General features: G+C 64.9%; 21 protein-coding genes and 2 pseudogenes. 12 read left to right on the forward strand and 11 right to left on the reverse strand.

Annotation, left to right across the window (positions count from 1 at the left end; all coding sequences use genetic code 11):
* Positions 1 to 538 precede the first annotated feature (538 nt).
* From H536_RS0118090 to H536_RS0118120, 7 genes are all read left to right on the forward strand, one after another.
* On the forward strand, positions 539 to 2,104 hold the full coding sequence (locus tag H536_RS0118090; RefSeq protein ID WP_024351789.1) for an ABC transporter substrate-binding protein: 1,566 nt from the start codon (positions 539 to 541) through the stop codon (positions 2,102 to 2,104).
* Between the two features lie 110 nt (positions 2,105 to 2,214).
* Entirely contained in the window at positions 2,215 to 3,144 is a 930-nt protein-coding gene (locus tag H536_RS0118095) for an ABC transporter ATP-binding protein (RefSeq protein ID WP_024351790.1), read from the forward strand.
* Between the two features lie 11 nt (positions 3,145 to 3,155).
* Positions 3,156 to 3,971: an ATP-binding cassette domain-containing protein gene (locus tag H536_RS0118100; RefSeq protein ID WP_051141644.1), complete on the forward strand. Its 816-nt coding sequence runs from the start codon at positions 3,156 to 3,158 to the stop codon at positions 3,969 to 3,971.
* 26 nt (positions 3,972 to 3,997) lie between these two features.
* Positions 3,998 to 4,732 (forward strand): glycerophosphodiester phosphodiesterase, encoded by a 735-nt coding sequence (locus tag H536_RS0118105; protein WP_024351792.1) that lies wholly within the window; start codon positions 3,998 to 4,000, stop codon positions 4,730 to 4,732.
* On the forward strand, positions 4,729 to 6,156 hold the full coding sequence (locus tag H536_RS0118110) for an alkaline phosphatase family protein (RefSeq protein ID WP_024351793.1): 1,428 nt from the start codon (positions 4,729 to 4,731) through the stop codon (positions 6,154 to 6,156). Before H536_RS0118105 ends, H536_RS0118110 begins: the two co-directional genes overlap by 4 nt.
* Entirely contained in the window at positions 6,153 to 7,091 is a 939-nt protein-coding gene (locus tag H536_RS0118115) for an ABC transporter permease (protein WP_024351794.1), read from the forward strand. The genes H536_RS0118110 and H536_RS0118115 overlap by 4 nt, the downstream gene beginning before the upstream one ends.
* The gene (locus H536_RS0118120; RefSeq protein ID WP_024351795.1) at positions 7,088 to 7,978 is read left to right on the forward strand and encodes an ABC transporter permease; all 891 of its coding nucleotides are present in this window, start codon (positions 7,088 to 7,090) and stop codon (positions 7,976 to 7,978) included. The genes H536_RS0118115 and H536_RS0118120 overlap by 4 nt, the downstream gene beginning before the upstream one ends.
* Here H536_RS0118120 and H536_RS23855 read toward each other — a convergent pair.
* From H536_RS23855 to H536_RS0118135, 5 genes and pseudogenes are all read right to left on the reverse strand, one after another.
* Positions 7,975 to 8,778, reverse strand: a pseudogene (locus H536_RS23855) (IS5 family transposase). The gene H536_RS0118120 and the pseudogene H536_RS23855 overlap by 4 nt on opposite strands.
* Positions 8,779 to 8,822: 44 nt before the next feature.
* Positions 8,823 to 9,269, reverse strand: a complete 447-nt coding sequence (locus tag H536_RS25580) for a GFA family protein (protein WP_444541709.1) — start codon at positions 9,267 to 9,269, stop codon at positions 8,823 to 8,825.
* Positions 9,270 to 9,295: 26 nt separating this feature from the next.
* The gene (locus tag H536_RS0118125) at positions 9,296 to 9,685 is read right to left on the reverse strand and encodes a VOC family protein (RefSeq protein ID WP_029703588.1); all 390 of its coding nucleotides are present in this window, start codon (positions 9,683 to 9,685) and stop codon (positions 9,296 to 9,298) included.
* Positions 9,679 to 10,704, reverse strand: a complete 1,026-nt coding sequence (locus H536_RS0118130) for a zinc-dependent alcohol dehydrogenase family protein (RefSeq protein WP_024351797.1) — start codon at positions 10,702 to 10,704, stop codon at positions 9,679 to 9,681. The genes H536_RS0118125 and H536_RS0118130 overlap by 7 nt, the downstream gene beginning before the upstream one ends.
* Before the next feature lie 181 nt (positions 10,705 to 10,885).
* On the reverse strand, positions 10,886 to 11,674 hold the full coding sequence (locus tag H536_RS0118135) for an SDR family NAD(P)-dependent oxidoreductase (protein ID WP_244877520.1): 789 nt from the start codon (positions 11,672 to 11,674) through the stop codon (positions 10,886 to 10,888).
* A 130-nt stretch (positions 11,675 to 11,804) separates the two neighbouring features.
* On the opposite strand from H536_RS0118135, the gene H536_RS0118140 reads away from it, so the two are divergent.
* Positions 11,805 to 12,410 carry a TetR/AcrR family transcriptional regulator gene (locus H536_RS0118140; RefSeq protein WP_024351799.1) on the forward strand — a complete coding sequence of 202 codons (606 nt, stop codon included), beginning with the start codon at positions 11,805 to 11,807 and terminating at the stop codon, positions 12,408 to 12,410.
* 10 nt (positions 12,411 to 12,420) lie between these two features.
* On the opposite strand, the gene H536_RS0118145 is transcribed toward H536_RS0118140, so the two are convergent.
* The 4 genes from H536_RS0118145 to H536_RS0118160 all read right to left on the reverse strand — a co-directional run bounded on the left by H536_RS0118145 (position 12,421) and on the right by H536_RS0118160 (position 15,033).
* The gene (locus tag H536_RS0118145; RefSeq protein WP_024351800.1) at positions 12,421 to 13,404 is read right to left on the reverse strand and encodes a saccharopine dehydrogenase family protein; all 984 of its coding nucleotides are present in this window, start codon (positions 13,402 to 13,404) and stop codon (positions 12,421 to 12,423) included.
* A gap of 100 nt (positions 13,405 to 13,504) precedes the next feature.
* A complete protein-coding gene (locus H536_RS0118150; RefSeq protein ID WP_081651978.1) occupies positions 13,505 to 13,849 on the reverse strand; it encodes a nuclear transport factor 2 family protein in 345 nt (114 codons plus the stop codon).
* 4 nt (positions 13,850 to 13,853) lie between these two features.
* The gene (locus tag H536_RS0118155; RefSeq protein ID WP_024351802.1) at positions 13,854 to 14,255 is read right to left on the reverse strand and encodes a VOC family protein; all 402 of its coding nucleotides are present in this window, start codon (positions 14,253 to 14,255) and stop codon (positions 13,854 to 13,856) included.
* A 34-nt stretch (positions 14,256 to 14,289) separates the two neighbouring features.
* On the reverse strand, positions 14,290 to 15,033 hold the full coding sequence (locus H536_RS0118160) for an SDR family NAD(P)-dependent oxidoreductase (RefSeq protein WP_024351803.1): 744 nt from the start codon (positions 15,031 to 15,033) through the stop codon (positions 14,290 to 14,292).
* 134 nt (positions 15,034 to 15,167) lie between these two features.
* Here H536_RS0118160 and H536_RS0118165 point away from each other — a divergent pair, with 134 nt between their 5' ends.
* Both H536_RS0118165 and H536_RS22775 read left to right on the forward strand, forming a co-directional pair.
* The gene (locus H536_RS0118165; RefSeq protein ID WP_024351804.1) at positions 15,168 to 16,058 is read left to right on the forward strand and encodes an AraC family transcriptional regulator; all 891 of its coding nucleotides are present in this window, start codon (positions 15,168 to 15,170) and stop codon (positions 16,056 to 16,058) included.
* Positions 16,059 to 16,112: 54 nt separating this feature from the next.
* Positions 16,113 to 16,535 (forward strand): annotated as a pseudogene (locus H536_RS22775) (ATP-binding protein); the annotation flags it as partial.
* A 444-nt stretch (positions 16,536 to 16,979) separates the two neighbouring features.
* On the opposite strand, the gene H536_RS0118175 reads toward H536_RS22775, so the two are convergent.
* The gene (locus tag H536_RS0118175) at positions 16,980 to 17,876 is read right to left on the reverse strand and encodes a dihydrodipicolinate synthase family protein (RefSeq protein WP_024351805.1); all 897 of its coding nucleotides are present in this window, start codon (positions 17,874 to 17,876) and stop codon (positions 16,980 to 16,982) included.
* Between the two features lie 163 nt (positions 17,877 to 18,039).
* On the opposite strand from H536_RS0118175, the gene H536_RS0118180 reads away from it, so the two are divergent.
* Positions 18,040 to 18,501, forward strand: coding sequence for a cytochrome P460 family protein (locus H536_RS0118180; RefSeq protein ID WP_029703591.1), 462 nt, complete (start codon positions 18,040 to 18,042; stop codon positions 18,499 to 18,501).
* A gap of 7 nt (positions 18,502 to 18,508) precedes the next feature.
* Complete coding sequence (locus H536_RS0118185) at positions 18,509 to 19,198, forward strand: DUF4405 domain-containing protein (RefSeq protein WP_024351807.1); 690 nt, start codon at positions 18,509 to 18,511, stop codon at positions 19,196 to 19,198.
* Here the strand turns inward: H536_RS0118185 and H536_RS0118190 are convergent.
* Positions 19,195 to 20,088, reverse strand: coding sequence for a LysR family transcriptional regulator (locus tag H536_RS0118190; protein ID WP_024351808.1), 894 nt, complete (start codon positions 20,086 to 20,088; stop codon positions 19,195 to 19,197). The two genes, H536_RS0118185 and H536_RS0118190, sit on opposite strands and share 4 nt — an antisense overlap.
* Positions 20,089 to 20,170 lie beyond the last annotated feature (82 nt).

A 20,170-nucleotide genomic window follows, 5' to 3' on the forward strand; every position in this document is an offset into this window, starting at 1 on the left:
CTAGCACGTTTGGGGCGGCCGTGCGGGTACGGCATGGTATGGCACCGCTGCAGGAGAGGAAGTTGACAATAGCGCTATGTGGCTTCACCCACTTCCAGCAGGAGTTGTATTTTAGCTGCCTGCAAATAGCGTCTTAGAAATCTGCCGACGCATACGATAATTCATAACGCTCTCGTCGCATGGGCCAATTTCAGTTCGCGTTCCATCGGCGGGATACTGTAGGCAAACTCGTTTAGCTTGCGCACCCACCGCTGACGAGATCAGCCGTTGAAGCCACTCGATGTCAGCTATAGACGATCGCGGAACTGGCTCTTATGCCTGAATTGGGCGCAACTAAGCCGTTGGCAGGGCTCGGCGGCAAGTTCCCCGGCTCCCTTGAACGTCCACGCAGAAGCTGTCCGTCGAAACATTCTGCTGCTCTGCGGGCCGACGTCCTCGATCCTTCGCCGCCCTCGTTCACAGAATCGTCGCGTGAGTGTCACTGCGGCTTCTCACCAGAGCGATAGACGCCCTTTGTCAGTAGGACTTAGGAGCGAACATGTTCGACAGGACGATCACAGCTTGCCTTGCTGCGGGGCTTGCCATGGGCGGTCTCGGCGCAATGCCGGCGCAAGCTGCCGACAGACCCGACATCGTCGTCGCCGTCGCAGACAATCCGCCGACGCTGGAGCCAGGCAAGGAACTCTCCAATGTCGGCACCCGGATCACCTACTCGGTATTCGACACCCTGATCCGCCGGGACTTCCTCTCGGGTGAAGGCGGCGGCGGCGCCAAGCTCGTTCCATCGCTCGCGAAGAGTTGGGAGCGGATCGACGACACAACACTCGAAGTGAAGCTCCGCGAGGGCGTCACGTTCCACAACGGCGCCGCGTTCAATGCCGACGACGTGGTCTTCACCTTTTCGCCCGAGCGCCTGATCGGTGAGGACTCGCCGCTGCCACAAGGTCGGGCCTATTTCGGCGTACTCGACCGGGTCGAGAAGCTCGACGACTACACCGTGCGCTTCGTCACCAAGGCGCCGGACCCGCTTCTCGAGCAGCGCCTCGCCTCCTGGGCCTCCTGGATCGTCGACAAGGACGACTGGCTGGAGAAAGCCGAAGGCAAGAGCTTCGCCCAGTTTCCAGTCGGCACCGGTCCCTACATGCTCGACGAGTACCGGGCCGATCAGTACATCCGGCTCGACGCGTTCGACCAGTATTGGGACGGCGAGCCGACCGCGGCGACCGTGACCTTCCGCAGGGTGCCGGAGCCGGCCGCCCGCATCGCCGGTCTCGTCAGCGGCGAGTTCGACATCGTGACCAATGTGGCGCCGGACCAGATCGCCCAGATCGACGCCTATGACGACATCGAGACGCGCAGCGTTGTCCTCGCGAACTCGCACGTCCTTGTCTACAACACCGACCATCCCGTGCTGGCCGACAAGCGCATTCGCCAGGCGATGAACCTGGCAATCGATCGCAAGCTGCTCGTTGATGCGCTCTGGAATGGCGATGCCGTGGTGCCGAACGGTCACCAATATCCAGAATATGGCGACATGTACCAGGCCGAACGCCCCGGTTTCGGCTACGATCCGGACAAGGCCCGTCAGCTCCTCGAAGAGGCCGGCTACAACGGCGAGGCGATCATCTACTCCACAGAGCCGCAATACTACCTGAACGCCTTGCCGGCCGCCCAGGCGATCCTGGAGATGTGGAAGGCTGTCGGCTTCAATGCCGAGCTAAACGTGATGGAGGATCTCGACTCCCTCTCGAACGACGAGTTGATGGTCCGCAACTGGTCGAATTCCACCCGCTATCCCGACCCGGTCGGCGGCTTGTGGAACACCTGGGGCCCCTATGGCTCGGCCCAGAAGACCTGGGAAAGCTGGACGCCCGACACGTTCAACCAGATTGGTCAGGAGCTTGAGACGACGCTCGACCACGACAAGCGTTTTGACCTCGCCGTCGATCTGATGGACACCTGGGAGGACGATGCGCCCGGCACGATCCTGTACCAGCCGCTGGAGACCTACGGCGTACGCAAGTCTCTGAAATGGCAGCCTTACACCTTCTATTACATGGACCTGCGGCCCTTCAATCTGGAGGACGGGGCCAAGGGCTCGTGAACCTCTCCCTCCCGCCAACGGGAGGCGCCGGCTTTGCCGGCGCCTCCCCCGTTTCGGATGTCTCGATCGCTCCTGCCGATACTGCGGCTCCGGTCCTTTCGATCGAGGGGATGACCATCGGCACGGATACGGTGGATCTCGTTCTTGACGCCTCGCTTCATGTCGCCGCCGGAGAAACGCTGTGCCTTGTTGGTGAAAGTGGCTGCGGCAAGAGCCTGACCTGCCTCGCCACGATGGGCCTGCTGGCGGATCCCGTGCACCTGAAGGCCGGTCGCGTCAGCCTTCTCGGCAACGATCTGACCGGCCTCGACGAGCGGACACTGCGGCATTTGCGCGGGCGCGACATCGCGATGATTTTCCAGGATCCAGCCGCCTCGCTGAACCCGGTGCAGCGGGTCGGCCGCCAGGTCGCCGAGGCATTGGTGGTCCACGAGGGGGCTTCGTGGAAAGTCGCGATGCGCCGGGCGGTCGAACTTCTTGACAAGGTCGGAATTCAGAACCCGCAAGCGCGCGCCGGTGCCTATCCGCATCAATTGTCGGGCGGCATGTGCCAACGGGTAATGATCGCCATGGCACTCGCCTGCAGCCCGCGGCTGCTCGTCTCCGACGAAGCAACCACGGCGCTCGACGTCACCACCCAAGCGCAGATCCTGAAGCTGATGAAGGCTCTGCAAGACGAGACGGGAACGGCGATGATCTTCGTCACTCACGACCTGTCCGTCGTCGCCGAGATCGCCGACCGCGTCGCGGTGATGTATTCTGGCCGGATCGTCGAGACGGGCACGGTCGACGACATTTTCGACCACCCTGCCCACCCCTATACGCAGGGCCTGATGAACTGCCGCCTGCATGCGCTGTCGGCGACGGACGGACGGCTCGCGGCTATCGGTGGAACGGTGCCGCGGCCGGCGGCGCGCCCCACCGGCTGCGCGTTTCGTCCGCGTTGCGACAAGCAAGCCGATCCATGCGCGACCTGCCCGCCTCCACGGCCCTATGCCGGGTCGCAGACCGTCGCATGCCACTTTCCGGGCCAGAGCTGATGAGCGACCCCATGCTCGCACTTCAGGCCGTGAGCCGGCGCTATGGCGGCAAGCACGTCTTGCTCCGCCGCGGCGATCCGGTCAGCGCCGTCAAGGACGTCACCCTGACGCTCTGCCCGGGCGAGACGCTCGGGATCGTTGGCGAGAGCGGCAGCGGCAAGTCGACGCTCGGCCGCATCGCGGCGGGCATCGAGGCGCCCAGCGAGGGCCGGGTCACCTTCGACGGCGAGCCCTATGCGGCTATCGACACGGCAGCATGGCGCCGGCAGCGCAAGACCGTCCAAGTCGTCTTCCAGAACCCGTCCCAGGCCCTCGATCCACGGCTGGCAATTGCCGCGCAGATCCACGGCGCCATGGCCGCTCATCGGATCGACGCGGTGGTGAACGGCGAGGACAAGACGCAGACCCTGCTCGCCCGTGTCGGCCTTGCCGGGCTCGGATCGCGTTTTCCGCACCAGTTGTCCGGCGGCCAGTTGCAGCGCGCGGTGATCGCCCGGGCGCTCGCTCTGTCGCCGCGGCTGATCGTCTGCGACGAAGCCGTCAGCGCACTCGACGTTTCGGTGCAGGCGCAGATCCTCAACCTGTTGAAAGACCTCCAGGTCGAGTTCGGCGTCGCTTACCTCTTCATTTCCCATGATCTCGGCGTGGTGCGCCACATCAGCCATCGCATCGCGGTGATGCAGCGCGGACGGATCGTCGAGACAGGGCTGGCGAGCGAGGTCTTCGCCCGCCCGGAAGATCCTTACACGCAATCGCTGATCGCGGCGCTGCCGGCGGCCTCTCCCGCCATGCGCCGAGCCCGCGAAGCGGCGGCCCAAGCCGCCTAGGAATCCTACCCATGCCTTTCTCCGTCATGAACAGACCGGCGATCGTCGCCCATCGCGGCTTTTCGGCCGCGCACCGTGAAAACTCGCCCGATGCCTGGAGGGCCGCATACGAGGCCGGCGCCGACTTCGTCGAGGCCGACATCCGCATGACCCGCGACGGGACGCTCGTGTGCTGCCACGACGGCGATCTTACTCGGCTTGCGGGCCGTCACGACACGATCGCGGATATCGACGTGGCAACCCTTGCCGCAATCGCTGCCAACGGTGCGGCGGCAGCACCGCCTCTGGCGCTGCTGTTCAGCGTTCTGCCGGCCGGGCAAGCCATCCTTTTCGACATCAAGGACGAGCGGCCCGAAGCACTCGATCGCATCGTCGCGGTGTCAGAGGCTTGCGGTCGTGACAGACCTGTCTTCGGTCTCCATGACATCGCCTCGGTGCGCCACGTCAGAGCCCGGACGAGCGCCGCCATATTGGGCCTTCTGAAGGACCCTGACGAAGAAGAGGCGTTCTTCGCGGCCGGCGGCACCATCCTGCGCCTGTGGGAGTGCGACGCGAGCCCGGAGCGCCTCGATGCCGTCAATGGCCGGAACCGCCGGGTCTGGGTCACCACGGGTCATCACCACACCGGCCGCGACGTCGGCGACTTCGTGCCTGAGGCCCTGCGCCGCATGGCCGCCAACGGCGTTGCCGGTTTCCTCGTCAACGATCCCGCCGCAGCGCGCGATGCCCTTGCCGGCCATCAGCCGGAGGCCCGCGCATGAACCAAGGCTCGACCCTTCTCGTCTGCTTCGACGGACTGCGGCGCGACCGGGCCACGGCCGAACGAATGCCGAATCTGGCCCGGTTCATCGCAGGCGGCGTCGACATGACCCATTCGCGCAGCGTCTTTCCGAGCGAGACCCGCGTTGCCTCGACCAGCACGGTCACCGGCTGCGCTCCGGGCCAGCACGGGCTCGTCGCCAACCAGTTCATCCATCCGGAGGTCTCGGCGGCGGGTCTCTTCAACACGGCGAAGCGTGACAATCTCCTGCGAGCCGACGCGCTCGGCGTCCTCGTCGATCGCGAGAGCCTCGGCCATCGGCTTGCGCGCGCAGGCAAGCGCTTCGCCGTCGTCAGCACGGCCACGCCCGGCGCTACCTTCATGATGAGCTACGGCGCGGGCAGTCTCGGACAGCCGGTGTTCTCGGTGCATGAGGGGGTCGGAACGCCGGACGTCATGCGGCAGGCTGAGGACCGGTTCGGTACAGTACCAGAAGGCGCAACGCCCAACTCGGCAAGGATTGACTATGCGACGCGAGTCCTGACCGACCTCGTCTATCCTGCGTATGGTCCGGATCTGGCAATCTTCTGGATGTCGGATCCGGACATCACCTCGCACGGGTTTGGGATCGACGGGCTCGAGACGATCGCCGCGCAGCGGGGCTGCGACGACGCCTTCGGGCGCCTTCTCGATTGGTGGGAGGCCGGCGACGGGCCGGAAAACATCATGGTCATGTCTGACCATGGCCAGATCACCGGCACGCGCCGGGTCGATCTGAGGGCAGCCCTGCCCGACCATGTGGACCATCTGGCGCCCGGTTATTTTTCCGGCCTCTATCTCCCCGAACCATCCCGCGAGACGATCGCCGCGACCGTCGAAAGACTGGCGGCCGAGCCGTGGTGCGGGCTGGTCTTCGTCAACCTTCCCGGCGAGCCGCAGGCCGCCGTGCCGGGCGCGATCGCGGCCTCGGCCATGGGCGGCGGCCATCGTCGCTCTGCGCCCGTCTCTTTCACGCTCCGAGCTTCGACGGGCCCCGAGCCCGGCTCGCCGGAAACCTGCCTGTTCGTCGGCGGGATCGATCCCGGCGGCGGCATGCATGGCGGCCTCGCCCGAGGCGAGCTCTCGACCGTTCTCGCTGCGGCCGGGCCGGCATTCCATCGCGGCGTGCGATCGGCGACACCATGCTGGCTGCCCGACATCGCGCCGACGCTACTGGCGGTCCTCGGTCTTGCAAGCGACGGAACCAGCGGCCGCATCATGCATGAGGTCCTGGCAAATCAGGACGGCGGCGCTGCGCGCGTCGAGCGCCGCAGCCTCATGGCCGCGGTCGGCGACCACCAACAGATCGTCGAGCAGTGGCTCGTCGACGGCCGGGCAATCACCGATTACGGCTGGTCGAACGGACCGGGAGACCTGCTGCAATGAGCCCGCGTTTCGTCCTCACGAAGCTGCTGCGCGCGTGTCTGACGCTCGTTCTGGCGGTGACCTTCGTCTTCGTCGTCCTGCGCATGTCCGGCGATCCGGTCACGCAGATGCTCCCCGACGACACGCCGGCGGCCGTGATCACGCAGTACCGCACGATGTGGGGTCTCGACCGTCCGCTCCCGGAACAATATCTGCGCTACGTCGCGGGCCTCGTCCGCGGAGATTTCGGCTTTTCGTTCCGCGACGACCGGCCGGCGCTCGAAATCGTCCTAGAGCGCGTGCCCCTGACGCTTGAACTAGGTCTCGCGGCGCTTGCCCTCACGCTGCTTCTCGGGCTCGGAGCGGGTATCCTGGCGTCCCTGAACCGTGGGAACGCGATCGATCACGCGACCATGGCCTTCACCATCTTCGGCCATTCGATGCCGAACTTCTTCCTTGGCATTCTGATGATCCTGCTCTTCGCAATGACTTGGCGGGTCCTGCCCAGTTCGGGTGCCGGCAGTATCGAGCACCTGATCATGCCGGCGGTGACGCTCGGCACCAGCTACGCCGCCACGGTCGGACGCTTTACCCGCTCGTCGCTGCTGGAAGTCTTGCATCAACCCTTCATGCGGACAGCCAGGGCCAAGGGCGTGCCGTTCGGGCGTCGGATCATGGGCCACGCACTGCCGAATGCCGGCATCCCGATCGTCACGGTCATCGGTCTTCGCATAGGGGCGCTGATCGGCGGTGCGGTGGTGGTCGAGTCAGTCTTCGCATGGCCGGGCGTCGGCCAGCTTCTCGTCAATGCCGTCGCCTTCCGCGATCTCGCCGTCGTCCAGACGGTCGTGCTGCTGATCGCCTTCACCATGGTCGTCGTGAACTTCCTCGTCGACATCCTCTATGGTTGGCTCGACCCACGCATCGGCGCTGGCCGACGGGAGGCGCAGGCATGAGCACCTCCGTCGATCCGATCCTCACCGAACCAGAGACGCAATCAACGCGGCGACAGCGCCGCCTGCCGGTGGTCGTCAGCCTGTGCAGCGCCTGGCTCTTCCTCGTTCTTATCACGGCCATCGGCGCAGACCTGATCGCGCCTTACGGCTACGCCGAGCAGAGCCTGCTCAATCGCCTTAAGCCACCAGCCTTTCTCGGCGGCGACCCGGCCTATATTCTGGGTACTGACGGGCTAGGTCGCGACGTCTTCTCGCGGCTCCTGTACGCCCTGCGCACAAGCGTCCTCATCGCGTTTTGCGGCACGCTGATCGGTTCCGTGATCGGCACAATGCTCGGCTTTCTCGCCGCCCATTTCCGCGGTTGGGTCGACGAAGTCGTCATGCTGCTGGTCGATTTCCAGGCGTCGATGCCGTTCCTGATCATCGCGCTGGCGATCCTCGCCTTCTTCGGCAACAGCTTCGAACTGTTCCTCATCGTGGTCGGTTTCTATGGTTGGGAAGTCTATGCGCGCCTGACGCGCGGGCTGGTCCTGCAGGCGAACGCGCAGGGCTACGCCTTCGCCGTCCGCACGCTCGGCGTCCACCCGTTCCGCATCTACGTCCGCCACGTACTGCCCAACATTCTCAGCGTCCTCGTGGTGCAGGTCACCTTGAACTTTCCGGAACTGATTCTCTTGGAGACCTCGCTGAGCTTTCTCGGGCTTGGCGTCCAGCCACCGAAAACGAGCCTGGGGTTGATGCTCGGCGAAGGGCGGAACTACATCGCGACGGCCTGGTGGATGGCAATCCCAGCCGGCGTCGTAATCTTCCTGACGACGCTGTCGGTAAGCCTGCTCGGTGACTGGCTGCGTGACCGTCTCGATCCAACCCTGCGTGACGCGGATTAGGCCACTGACTCATTAGCTGCGATCCATAGTCGGACGGCGGCGAGTTTGACGAGTGCGAGATAGCGTCGTGCTTTTCGTAGCGGGTCGTGATGGCGCGGCAGTGTTTGATGCGGTTGAAGAACCGCTCGACCACGTTCCGGAAGCGATAGAGATAGCGGCTGAAGGGGGGCTTTTCGCGTCGGTTGGGCATCGGCTTTGCACAAGCCCAGCCGCCTTGCGCCTTCATTTGGCGACGCAAAGCGTCGCTGTCGTAAGCTGCATCGGCAAGCAGGGCCTGCCCCGGGCCGATTGTGTCGGGCATGCCAATGGCCGAGCGCCCGTCATGGGCCTGCCCGGCGGTGAGAGCCAGCTTCACAGGTAGCCCGTCGGCATCGACAAGGGCATGGATCTTCGTCGTCAATCCGCCCCGCGAGCGCCCCATACAGAGGGCGACGGATCGTGCCAGGCTGGCGGCTTCGGCGCCCCCTTTTTTGCCGCCTGACGTTGCTGGCATGCTGGTGAACCCTGATCGAGGAGGAGTCGGTCGACTGCAGATAACCATCGTAGGCCACCGAAACGGCATCGAAGATGCGGTCCCACACACCGACCTTGCGCCACCGCACAAAGCGATTGTAGCAGGTCGTCGCCGAACCGTAGCGCTCCGGAATGTCGGCCCATGGCGACCCAATGCGAAGCCGCCAATAGATGCCGTTCAGGACCTTGCGGTCATCGGCACGTGGAACCCCGCGCGGCTTCTTCGGCAAAAGTGGCTCGATGATCGACCATTCGAAATCGGTCAGCTCGTAGCGGCGCTGCGACATTGCAAACTCCTTTCGGAGCTTGAATCATCCCGCAGCCAAATCCGCTACCCGTTTATGAGTTCGTGACCTAGTGGCCGCGAGCGCTCCCTGCGATTTAGCTTTGCGCATTCCGATCCCGCTCGCTCTGCCCTGCCCCGGCACCTCCGGGAAGCCACCTCTCGCGATGGACGATCCAGCTCTCGTACGTGGGCGCCAGATCCGTCGGCGCGGCGTCGAGGCACCCGCGGCGGACCTTGAGCTCTCCGTTGCCCTCGACGCTGAAGAGCCACGAGCCGCGGGTCGGGCAGAAGTGACGGTGGACGAAGTCCCGCCCATCCCCGGGTATCGCCGGTGACGGTGACGACCGCTTCTGCAAAGACGGCGAACGCCAGGTAGGGTCCGCCTGTCTTCTTCCGACAGACGGTGCGGTGGCAGAGGCCGACGCGGATCGGGTCGCCGCGCATCTCGAGGCGGACCGCGCCGCAGTTGCATCCACATGTCCTGACCGTCATGCCGCCTCCCTAAGCAGCCTCTTCGTTCATTCCCTTTGGCACACGACCTCGATGTTATTGCCATCGAGGTCGTGGACGTAGGCGGCATAGTAGGACGGATGATATCGGGCGCGGATGCCGGGCCGACCATTGTCCCGGCCGCCGGCGGACATGGCCGCCGCGTAGAAGGCATCCACCGTGGCACGGTCGGGCGCGGCGAAAGCGAGATGAACACCACCAGGCGCGGGCTCGCCGTCGTGAATCCACAGGCGCGGGTATCCGTCGCTTCCCAGGCCATGCCGCTTGGTGCCGCTCGCCGAATGATCCGGCGAAACCGACACGATGCAGGCCACGCCGAGGGGTCCGAGCGCCGCCTCGTAGAACGCCCTGGCCGCATCCGCGTCGGAGACCGGGATCTCGACATGGTCGATCAGCATGGGACTTCCTCCGTCGCGCAGAGAACGACCTTTCCCGTGAGGCGGCCGGATTCAAGGTAGCGGTGCGCGGCCTGGACCTCAGTCAGTGGAAAGGTGCGGTCGATGACCGGCCGCAGCGCGCCTCGGCGAACAGCCTCGCGGATGTAATCTCTAGCGGCGGCGAAGCGCTCGGCATTCTCCGTCACCTCGAACAGTTCCGAGAAGGTCAGCGTCCTGCGATCGAGCGCGATCAGGGGCAGATTGACCCGGGCGGCCTTGAAGTCCGGAGAGCTCTGCGCGCCATAGGAGATGATGTGGGCGCCTTCAGCGGTAGCGCCGATGCATTCGGCGAGCGTGTCGCCACCCACCGCTTCGATGACCAGACCGACTCCGGCTCCCCCGGTGATCTCCTCGACGCCCTTAGCCAGATCACCGGCCGAGCGCGTGACGATGACCGCGGCGGCGCCGGTGGCCAACAGCGAAGTCTCTGCGTCCTTGCGGCGGGTGGTGGCAATGGCGCGGAGCCCCAGATCGCGCGCCATCTGCAAGGCCATCAATCCCACTGCCGAAGTGGCGGCCGTTACCAGAACCCATGTTCCTGCTGGTAGGTCGTGGCGAGCCATCATGTTCCATGCCTGCAAGGCTGCCATCCAAAGGCCCGCCTCCTCCGCCGACGTCAGTTCCGCGATGGCGGACGCGACCGCGTGAGCGGGAACATTGGCATCGGTCGCATAGGTCCCCGTCCCCATGATGGGCGAGACGACCGGGAGAACCGCGACCCGGTCGCCCGGCGCAACATGACTGACGTCGGCACCGACGGCGTTCACCACGCCGACAGCTTCGTTGCCCATCGCTGAAGGAAAGGCGGGCGCGATCACGTAATGGTCGCGCCGCATCAACGCGTCGAACCGATTGGTGCCGACGGCAAGGATCCGCAACTGGACTTCGCCTCGGCCCGGCTCCGGGAGATCGAGGGGTTCGAGCTTCAGGACTTCGGGACCGCCGAGTTCACGATAGACAACGCGTTGGGCAGTGGACATGGAAACCTCTAATGGAGTGAAGCCGACGCAGATCGTTTGGCGCGGCAAGATTGGAAAGGGATAGTGGGGGACGTCAGGTCCCCGGGGCTGCTTGAACCGAGCTACGCCGAGGAAGCTGGTGGTCGGTTCGTCGGCTCCGATCTTTGCCGGACAGACATCCTTGCGGCGAGCTCGGCGGGCCTCAGACCTGCGAGGCGCCGCCGTCGGCAAAGAGCTCGGCGCCGTTGACGTAGCTGGCCGCGTCGCTGGCGAGGAAAGCCACCGCGCGTCCGATCTCCTCCGGCTCGCCGATGCGACCGATGGTACTCTGGCCGTTGAGGAAGGCGATCGCGGTTTCGGCCTCTTCGGGCGTCGGAAACATGTTCCGAAGAGATGGGGTGTTCACCGGGCCCGGGCTGAGGAGGTTGATGCGGATGCCGCTTCCCTTGATGTCAAGGACCCAGGCTCGGACGAGCGCGCGAAGGGCGGCCTTTGTTGCACCGTAGACGCTGAGCCCCGGGCCCGGACTGATCGATGCGGTCGAGCCGACGATGACGATCGAGCCGCCCGGGCGCATCAGAGGCAATGCGTGCTGGACGGTGAACACCACGCCCTTGACGTTGGTGTCGAAGATCCGGTCGAACGATCCTTCAGTGATCGATCCCAAAGGCTCCAGCTCTCCCTTGCCAGCGTTCGCGACCAGGACGTCGGCGCGACCATGCTCGGCGCCGACCTGCGAGAACAGTCGGCTCAGGTCCTCCAGCTTCGAGACGTCCGCCTGCACCGCGGCGCTCATCTCGCCAAGCATGGCGACGGCTTCGTCGAGCTCCTTCTGGCGCCGACCCGTCACCACGACGCGGGCGCCCTGGCTCACCAGCTCCTTTGCAATGGCGAAGCCGAGGCCCGTCGCCCCGCCCGTCACGACGGCAATCTTTCCTGCGAATGTCATAAGCTCGTTCCCGGTACCGGAGGCATCATCGCCACCATTCATGTAGCGGACGCTATATGCACGACAATGCGCTGGCAAGCGTTTTATATACCATTCACTACATACAAGAGATGGTGTCGGCTTGTGCGTCGGTGTAGCGACCGTTATATCATGGGTCGAAACGGAGGGTTTGATGGAGGCACAGAAGCGCAAGCGGCGGCCGGCGTTCGATCGCGAGGAGGGTGTTGCCAAGGCGCAGGCACTCTTCCACCGACATGGCTACGACGCCGTCAGCATCGCCGATCTGACCAAGGAGCTCGAGATCAACCCGCCGAGCCTCTACGCTGCCTATGGCAGCAAGGCCGAACTCTTCGAGCGCGCGATGAAGCGTTACTCGTCGTTGCACGCGTTGCCGCTCGACAAGCTGCTCGCTCCTGGACGTCCTCCTGCCGAGGCGTTGAACGCGCTTCTTGTTGCCAGCGCCCGTCAGTATGGCGGCGACGCGGAACTCAAGGGTTGCCTCGTCACGGAGGGGATGCGGGCAGACGACGAGACCGCGCGGCGGATGGCCATGGAGCTAGGGCGGGGCGCCATGGATGCCATCCATGCCTATGTGGCGCTCCATCATCCGACCCGCGCCCGGGAAATCTCCGACTACGTCCTCGTGACCATGCGCGGCCTGTCGTCCTTCGCGTGCCTTGGCATGTCGCAGAAACGATTGGTCGAGGTTGCGCGGATGGCAGGCCGCACGCTGGAGGGCGAGTTCCAGAACGTTGGCGTACCGCCAGACGCCGCTTAAGTGCTCACCGTCAGAGGTCGGTGATCGTCGTCCCTGAGATTGTCTCGGCAAAGCCTGCTCCGAACACCCTGACCGGGGTCTGGAAGCCGGGTTCGTGTTCGCCCGCCAGCACCCGCCGCGCGGCTTCGACGGCAGCCAACGGCGTGTAGGAGTAGCCGTTCACGGTTTCGATAACGGAGCGGGCGGCCGTCCCGTCGGCCCCGGTGACCTCGGCCACCGCTCGTGCGCGGTGCGCATCGCGCTCCTCGGCGCTGGGTCCGTCCGGCAACGTCGATAGGTCGCCCTCGGGGAAAGCGTCACCAGATACGTGGACGAACATCTCGATGTTCGGGATCTCGGTGGAACGCCAGGCGGTCACCAGATCGCCGAACGACAGCGGCGCACAATCGACCGCGCCGTCGCCGAAGTTGAAGGATGCGAAGCTCGTGTCGGACTTGGTCACAAGGGCTCCGTCGACACGAGCCATCAACCCCGCACCGATGATCTCTCCCGCGCTGACTGCCGAACCTCGGGACATTGATCCGGCGACCTGGAGGGCGATCCGTAGCCGTCTCGGATCCTTCACCCGGCTCATCACGTGGGCGGCCAGGCAGTCCGTCGGCACCACGTCCCAGCCAACGCCCGGGAGCAGCATCGTTCCCGCGGCTTCGGCCTCACCGCCCAAGGCTTCGGCCCGGCGATAGACGTTGATCTCGGCGGTAATGTCGAGGTAGTGGGCACCGACCTTCATGCAGGCCCGCATCAGCGGCTCCGCGGTCTTGGCGAATGGACCCGCGCAGTTGAGCAGTACCGAACATCCGGCTAAGTGTTTGGGAAGTTCGCCTGCGTCATCGAGCGAGAAGACACGATGGGCAACACCCAGCTCGACCGATGCCGCGTCCAGCTTGGGGGCATCCCGCCCGGCGATCTCGAAGTCGAGCCCGACAGCCTTCGCCCGGTCCGCCGCCAGCCGACCCGTGTACCCGGTGGCGCCGTAGATCAGTAGTTTCGTCATGGTTTATTCCTTTCCGACGCACCGAGGGTCGGCGTTCGTGCGGGTGTAAGGTTCAGGTGTCGCCAAGCGTGGACTCGAGGCTGCGGCGCTCAGGCCGACGTCACTCGAGATCAGCGTCGATGCGAACGATGAACCCATCCTGATCGACCGAGACATCCAGCAGTCCGACCTCATGGCCGAAGTCGCCGGTGAAATCGGCCCGCACCCGGGTACGGTCCGTGGCCACTGCCTCGATCGACAGAAGACGCGTGACGGAGTGGTAGCCGACGAAGAACTGCGTGACGTAATCTCGGATACCGGGGTGGCCGTCGAAGCGCTGGCCTGTCGAGGGATCGTCGATCACCGCTTCCGGCCTGAAGAGTGCAACGGCCGCGTCAACGTCGAAGGCGTTGCACGCCGCGATCAAAGCCTCGGCCGCGCGATGCATCTTGCCTTGATCGGACATGGCATCAGCTCCCTTGCTGCCAGCTCTTGTGCACGAACTCGAGGCTGTAGCCGTCGGGGTCGAGGACGTTGGCGGCGTAGTAGCGTGGGTCGTAATAAAGCCGGGCCGAGGGCTTGCCGTTGTCGGTCGCCCCGGCCGCCATCGCCGCGGCATAGGCGGCATCGACCGCGGCGTTGGATTTTGCGACGAAGCCGACATGGGCGGCCCGCCCCTCGACTATCCCTGGGCGCAGCCAGAAGAAAATGCGGCCGTCGCAGCCGAACCCCTTCAGGTCGGGATGCCCGGGTGGACCGTCAGCGCCGTCGTAGTCGACGCGGTCCGTAATGCCGAGCGGCGCGAGGGTCGCGGTGTAGAAGGCGATCGAGCGGTCGAGATCGCTGACCGAGATGAAGACGTGGTCGAGCACGGGACTCTCCTGCGGCTGAGTTTGGACGGGTGGTTCAGATGACGTAGCCGCCGGCGACCTCGATGGTCTGGGCGTTCACCCAGGCATTGTCGTCCGAGAGGAGGCCGGCGATCATCCGACCGACGTCGTCGGGCTCGCCAACGCGGCCGAGTGCGGTTTGTCCGGCGAGGAGCGCCTCGAACTCGTCGTTCAAGCCGCCACCGAGGTTGGTGCGGATGGCGCCGGGCGCGACAGCGTTGGCCCGGATGCCGCGGTCGCCGAACTCCTTGGCCATGTAGCGGGTCAGCACCTCGAGCCCGCCCTTGAAGGCGGCATAGGGCGCGACGCCGGCGGTGGCGACGCGAGTGGTGGCGCTGGTCAGGTTGATGATCTGCCCGCCGCGCGCCATCAGCGGCAGCAGCGCCTGTGTCAGGAAGAAGGGCCCCTTCAGGTGCACGTTGAACAGGTCGTCGAAGTCGGCCTCGGTGACGGTCTCGATTGGGTTGCAGAGGCCGTAGCCCGCGTTGTTGACCAAATGATCGAAGTCGGCTCGGTCCCACGTCGCCGACAGTGTCTCGGCTACCTGGTCCCGGAAGGCAGGAAACGAAGCGGTGTCGGAGACGTCGAGCTTCAGCGCCACGGCCTTGCCGCCCTCGGCTTCGATCGCCCGGACCACCTCCTCGGCGCCGTCGGGATGGCTGTTGTAGGTAACGATGACACCCGCACCGCGCCGGGCGCAGTTGAGTGCGGTGCTCCGGCCGAGGCCGCGGCTGGAGCCGGTGATGATGGCAATCTTCATTGGTGTTCTCCGCGTTGTCCGTGGCTCTTTTCTACCGCCGCCACGGACAGGAGGTCGGGCCCGATCCTGTCCGGTTCTTGCCTATTCCTGCTTTCCGGCTTGCGCGCCCGGTCGCCGACTGCAAGCCTCGAGGTATGGAAGATCGCCTGAACGAACTGCGCGCGTTGGCCTCGCATGCCGAGAACAGAAGAACCGACACGGGTATCCCGCGCGTCGCCATGGTGCAGGGAAAGATTCCCGAGCACGAGCTCTCCGCCGTCTACGACCCGATGATCAACCTCATCCTCCAGGGGCGGAAATCGATGACGATCGGCGACCGCACGCTGGACTATGATCCCGCGAGCTACTTCGTCATGTCCATCGATCTGCCGGCGGTGGGGTCCATCCACGCGGCGGCGACGGGCGAGCCCTACCTTGCGGTCAGCCTGACGATCGATCCGCACGTTGTCGCAGGCATGCTGGCGGATGCACCGCCCCTATCCCATGCCAACCTGCACGTCGGCGGCTTCTCCGTTGCCTCGGTAACGCCCGACCTGCTGGACGCCTGGGTGCGAATGCTGCGCCTGATGAGGGTTCCGGGCGACATCCCGGTTCTCGCCCCTGCCTACGAGCGGGAGATTCTGTACCGGGTCCTGCAAGGGCCGCACGGGGCGATGCTGCGCGACATTGCCATGCCGGACACCGCCCTGTCCCGCATGCGCCTCGCGATCCAGTGGATCCGAGGCAACTTCCGCAGCCCGATGCGCGTCGAGGCATTGGCAGACATGGTGGCGATGAGTGCTTCCGCCTTCCATCGGCACTTCAAGGCGGCGACCGCGATGAGCCCGCTCCAGTTTCAGAAGCAGATCCGGCTGCTCCATGCCCGAACCCTGCTTATCGGCGGGGCCGAAAGCGCCGCCGCTGTTGCCTTCGAGGTCGGTTACGAGAGCGCCTCGCAGTTCAGCCGAGAGTACGCGCGGTTCTTCGGCCTTCCGCCGTCCCGTGACGCCGCCAAGGTTCAGAGCGAACTCGGACGCCCTTCCTGACGTCCAAGCTGCGGGGCGCCGTCCTGACCGCTTGTCCTCGACTCTGTAAGGCGCGGCGGCGAGCTTGTTATGCATCAGCGTCGGAAAGTTCGGTTCTTCTCGACCATCGAACTCGTCAACACGCTCGAACAGGAGAAGGCCAAGGCCGGCTAGTTGTCCGAGACCCTTGCGCGTCTCGACCTCGTGGTCTTAGACCAGCTTCGATGCCTGCCATTCAGTGCCTCCTGCGGCGCGCTGCTCTTCCATCTGCTGAGCAAGCTCTACGAGCGCACCAGCGTTGTCATCACGGCGAATCTGAGCTTCAGCGAATGGGCCACCGTCTTCTGCGACGCCAAGATAACCACCGCCCTACTCGATCGACGCATCCATCGCTGCCACATTCTCGAAATCGGAAATGACAGCTTCCGCTTCAGGGCGAGCACCGCGGCCACCAACCGCAAGAGGAAGGAAGGCGAACATACCTTGACCCAGACATGACCATCTCAACTCAACTCGAAGCCGGATTACTCCTCGATGGACAACCCGGGTCAGTTCCGCGTGGGAATCAACACTTCTGTCGGTCAAGTGAGAACCAAAAGGACGCAGTAGGCTCGAGAAGCCGGCAAGCAAGTTCGGAGCGGAGATCGTACTCGCCGATCGGGCCCAGTTTAGATGCAGGCACCAGGACGGCAGGACACCGACCGGGCCCTTCGACGCACGAGTTGGGAGAGTTCGCGAGTTCAGGCAGCAAGGGTAAATACCCCGACCAGGAACCATCTCTGACTGCGGAAACCGGGCCGAAAGAAGACCGTCCGCTTCTGGAGCGTTGTCGCAAATAGCCGTCATTCCGCTCACGACCCAGAAGAGCCGCTCGTGGTGCTGCCTCCCTTTGCACTACACAGACATCCGTCGTGCAAACCAGAAATGGGAAAACTCGCCTCATCAACTGGCCAGCAACGGTTCCGCCGCCGCTGCCACACGCTCCCTCGCCTCTGTCCCAAGCCGCTGGATCGGTCGCGGCAGCTCCATTTTTCCGAGACCTAGTAGATCAAGGAGCACGTACATGACGCGTAGGCTTCCGAAGATCTGGAAGACCTCCCAAAGCGGCGACAGCTCGGCATCGATGCGACGTAAGTCCTCGGCATTGCCCGCCCGCGCAGCGCGCGCGAGGGCAACGACCGGACCGGGCAGTGCGCCGCCGAGGACGCTGTAGAAGGCATCCGCCCCCGCCAGTAACGCATCCGCAGTGCCCCAGTCGCCGCTGTAGCCGACCGCAAGCTCCGTCCGGTTGCGCAGGGTGGCGAGCTCGCCAGCGTAGTCGCCGTCCGAGGGCAAGGGCATCTTCACGGCCCGGATCGTCGGGAGGCCGGAGAGCCGCTCCAGGAGATCGAAGCCGAAGGTGAAGTGGGTGGTGCCGGGATTGTTGTAGAGGCAGATCGGCAATCCGGAAACATCCGTCACGGCCCCGTAGTGCTCGAAGGCTTCGTCCTGCGTCAGTGGCGTGTAGGAGACCGGTGCCATGAGCAGCGCGTCGGCGCCTGCGGCCTCGGCGTCCCGTGCAAGATCCTGCGCCCAATCCGTGCGGAGCGCCCCGGCGCCGACGACGAGCGGTAGGCGCCCTCGTACGCACTCCACCGCGGCTTTCGCCGCTCGAAGCCGCTCTTCCCTTGTTAGGTAGGCGTAGGTGCCGGTGGAGCCAAGAAGGCCGATCGAATCGACGCCCGCTTCGCACAAGCGGTCCAGAAGCCTCGCGAGCATCTCGACATCGACGCGCCCGTGTTCGTCAGCAGGCGTGATCGGGAAGGCGCACAAGCCGTGGAAGGGAGAAGGACCGGACATCGTCAGCTCCGTTGCGATTGGCACACGCCGCGCATCAACTCATTAGCGCGGCTTCTAGCTCTTATCGGTTTCAGGGGTCTAAAGGCGAGGATGCGGAAAGGGTAACGGTCAGGCGAACCTTGAAAAGGACCGCCTGTTGATCCCCACAAGACCCCAAGCCGCCCTGGTCTTCGTCGTCACGGCCGCCATTACCACGATAGCGGCGGGGTGGCAGGTCCATGCCGAGCCCAATCGCGTGCAGTTCCCGGCACTGGAGGCGCTTGTGCACTACACGACCGTGCGCCGCGGCGACGTCACCGAACACATCATGACGACGCCGATGGCGATCGAGGCGGTTAAGCAAGGTGAGGCCATCCCTTCCGGCACCCAGTTCGTCCTGGTCGATTATCGCGACGACGAGCTCTACCGCTACTTCGTGATGGAGAAGGGCGACGGTTGGGGCGCCGACTACGACGAAGGCCGGCGCACCGACGACTGGCAATTCCAGTGGTTCTGGCCGGACCGCTCCATCAACACGGACGAGAACACGGCGCGCTGCCAGTCCTGCCACAGCAGCCAGGCTGACGCCGACTATCTGTTCACGGGTTACCGGATCCCGCGCTTCGACGGCACCCCGGTCGAGTGAGGGTTCTATGACCAGCATCCTCCGCCTGCGCCTCGTCCTCGACCTTCTTGCCTTCGGCCTGCTGCTGTTCGGCCTTTCCTACTGGTGGCTCGGCAACATCGCTCACGAGGTGGCGGGGACCGCGTTCTTTCTCCTCCTGATCGTCCACAACGCCTTCAACCGCCGCTGGTACGGTAGAGCCGCGCGCCCTCAGCGCGACATGCGTTCGACCCTGAACGTCCCGGCCACGCTCGCGCTTCTCCTCGTCATGCTGGCCCTCTTGGCGACGAGCATCCTGATCTCCAATGCCCTGTCTCCGGTGATGTCGGCCTACGGCGGCTTCACAGTCCGCCAGATCCACACGCTGGCGGCCTATTGGGCGCTGGTGATCGTCGCGGTCCACCTCGGCTTTCGTTGGACGATGATCATGGGCATGGCGCGCAGCCTGTTCGGCATCACCGGTCGAAGCATGCTGCGGGCGACCGTTCTTCGCCTTGTCACGCTGGCAATAGCCGTGCAGGGCGTCGCCAGCTCGCTGGCGCTCGGCCTCGGCGGCAAACTGACGATGCAGGTGAGTCTCGACTGGTGGAACTTCGAGGAGTCGGTGCTCGGCTTCTTCGGCCACGCGGGAGCCATCGTCGGCCTTTGCATCGCCCTGACGCATTACGGCCTAAAGCTCGTGGAAGCCGGACGATCCGCCGTGCGCAGGCCCGCCTAGCTGCGGTAGCGCAGAGCCTCCACCAGGACGGAAAAGGCCGGCGAGGCGTGCTTTCGGCTCGGATAATAGAGGTGGTAGCCGGGAAACGGCGGGCACCAGTCCTCCAATACGCGGACGAGCCGCCCGGCGGCGACGTGCGGCAGCACTTGGTCCTCCGGCATGTAGGCGACGCCGAGCCCATCGATGGCCGAGAGAAGGCGCATGGCGAGGTTGTTGAAGACGAGTTGACCCTCGCCCCGAACCTTGATCTCCCGGCCGTCCTTCTCAAGGCCCCAGGGGAACAGTCCGCCGTAGGTCGGCAGCCGCGTGTTGATGCAACGATGGGCGGTCAAGTCCTCAGGTGACAGGGGAACCCCATGCTCCGCGAAGTAGCCCGGCGACGCCACCACGGCCATCCGCATCTCCGGGCCGATCTTCATGGCGATCATGTCGTTGGCGATCTGCTCGCCCATCCGGACCCCGGCGTCAAATCCCTCGGCGACGATGTCGGTCAGGCCGTAGTCGACGATGATCTCGATCTTTATGTCGGGATGCTCGGGAAGGAAACGAGCAAGGGCGGGTTGCAGGATTGAGATCGCCGGATGCTCACCGGCTGTGATGCGAACGGTCCCCGCGGGTTTGTCCCGCAGGACGCTCAATGCCGCGAGCTCGTGATCGATCTCCTGAAAGCGCGGCGCGACAGTCTGCAACAGGCGCTCGCCCGCCTCGGTCGGAGCGACGCTACGGGTCGTCCGGGTCAGGAGACGCATTCCGAGCCGGGCCTCGAGACCTTTGATCGTTTGGCTCAGTGCCGATTGCGAGATGCCGAGCTGGGCCGCTGCCCGGGTGAAGCTCCGCTCCCTCGCCACGATCGCAAACGCGGCAAGCTCGTTGTAGTTCTCGAGCGCCATTGATTAGCGTTCCTTCTGAGGCTTTGCCGATTACGCCTCTAACAGAGGCGTTCAGCCAGCGCTACGGTTCGGGCGTCGCTCA

It is taken from the genome of Aurantimonas coralicida DSM 14790 (assembly GCF_000421645.1).
Classification (GTDB): Bacteria; Pseudomonadota; Alphaproteobacteria; order Rhizobiales; family Rhizobiaceae; genus Aurantimonas; species Aurantimonas coralicida.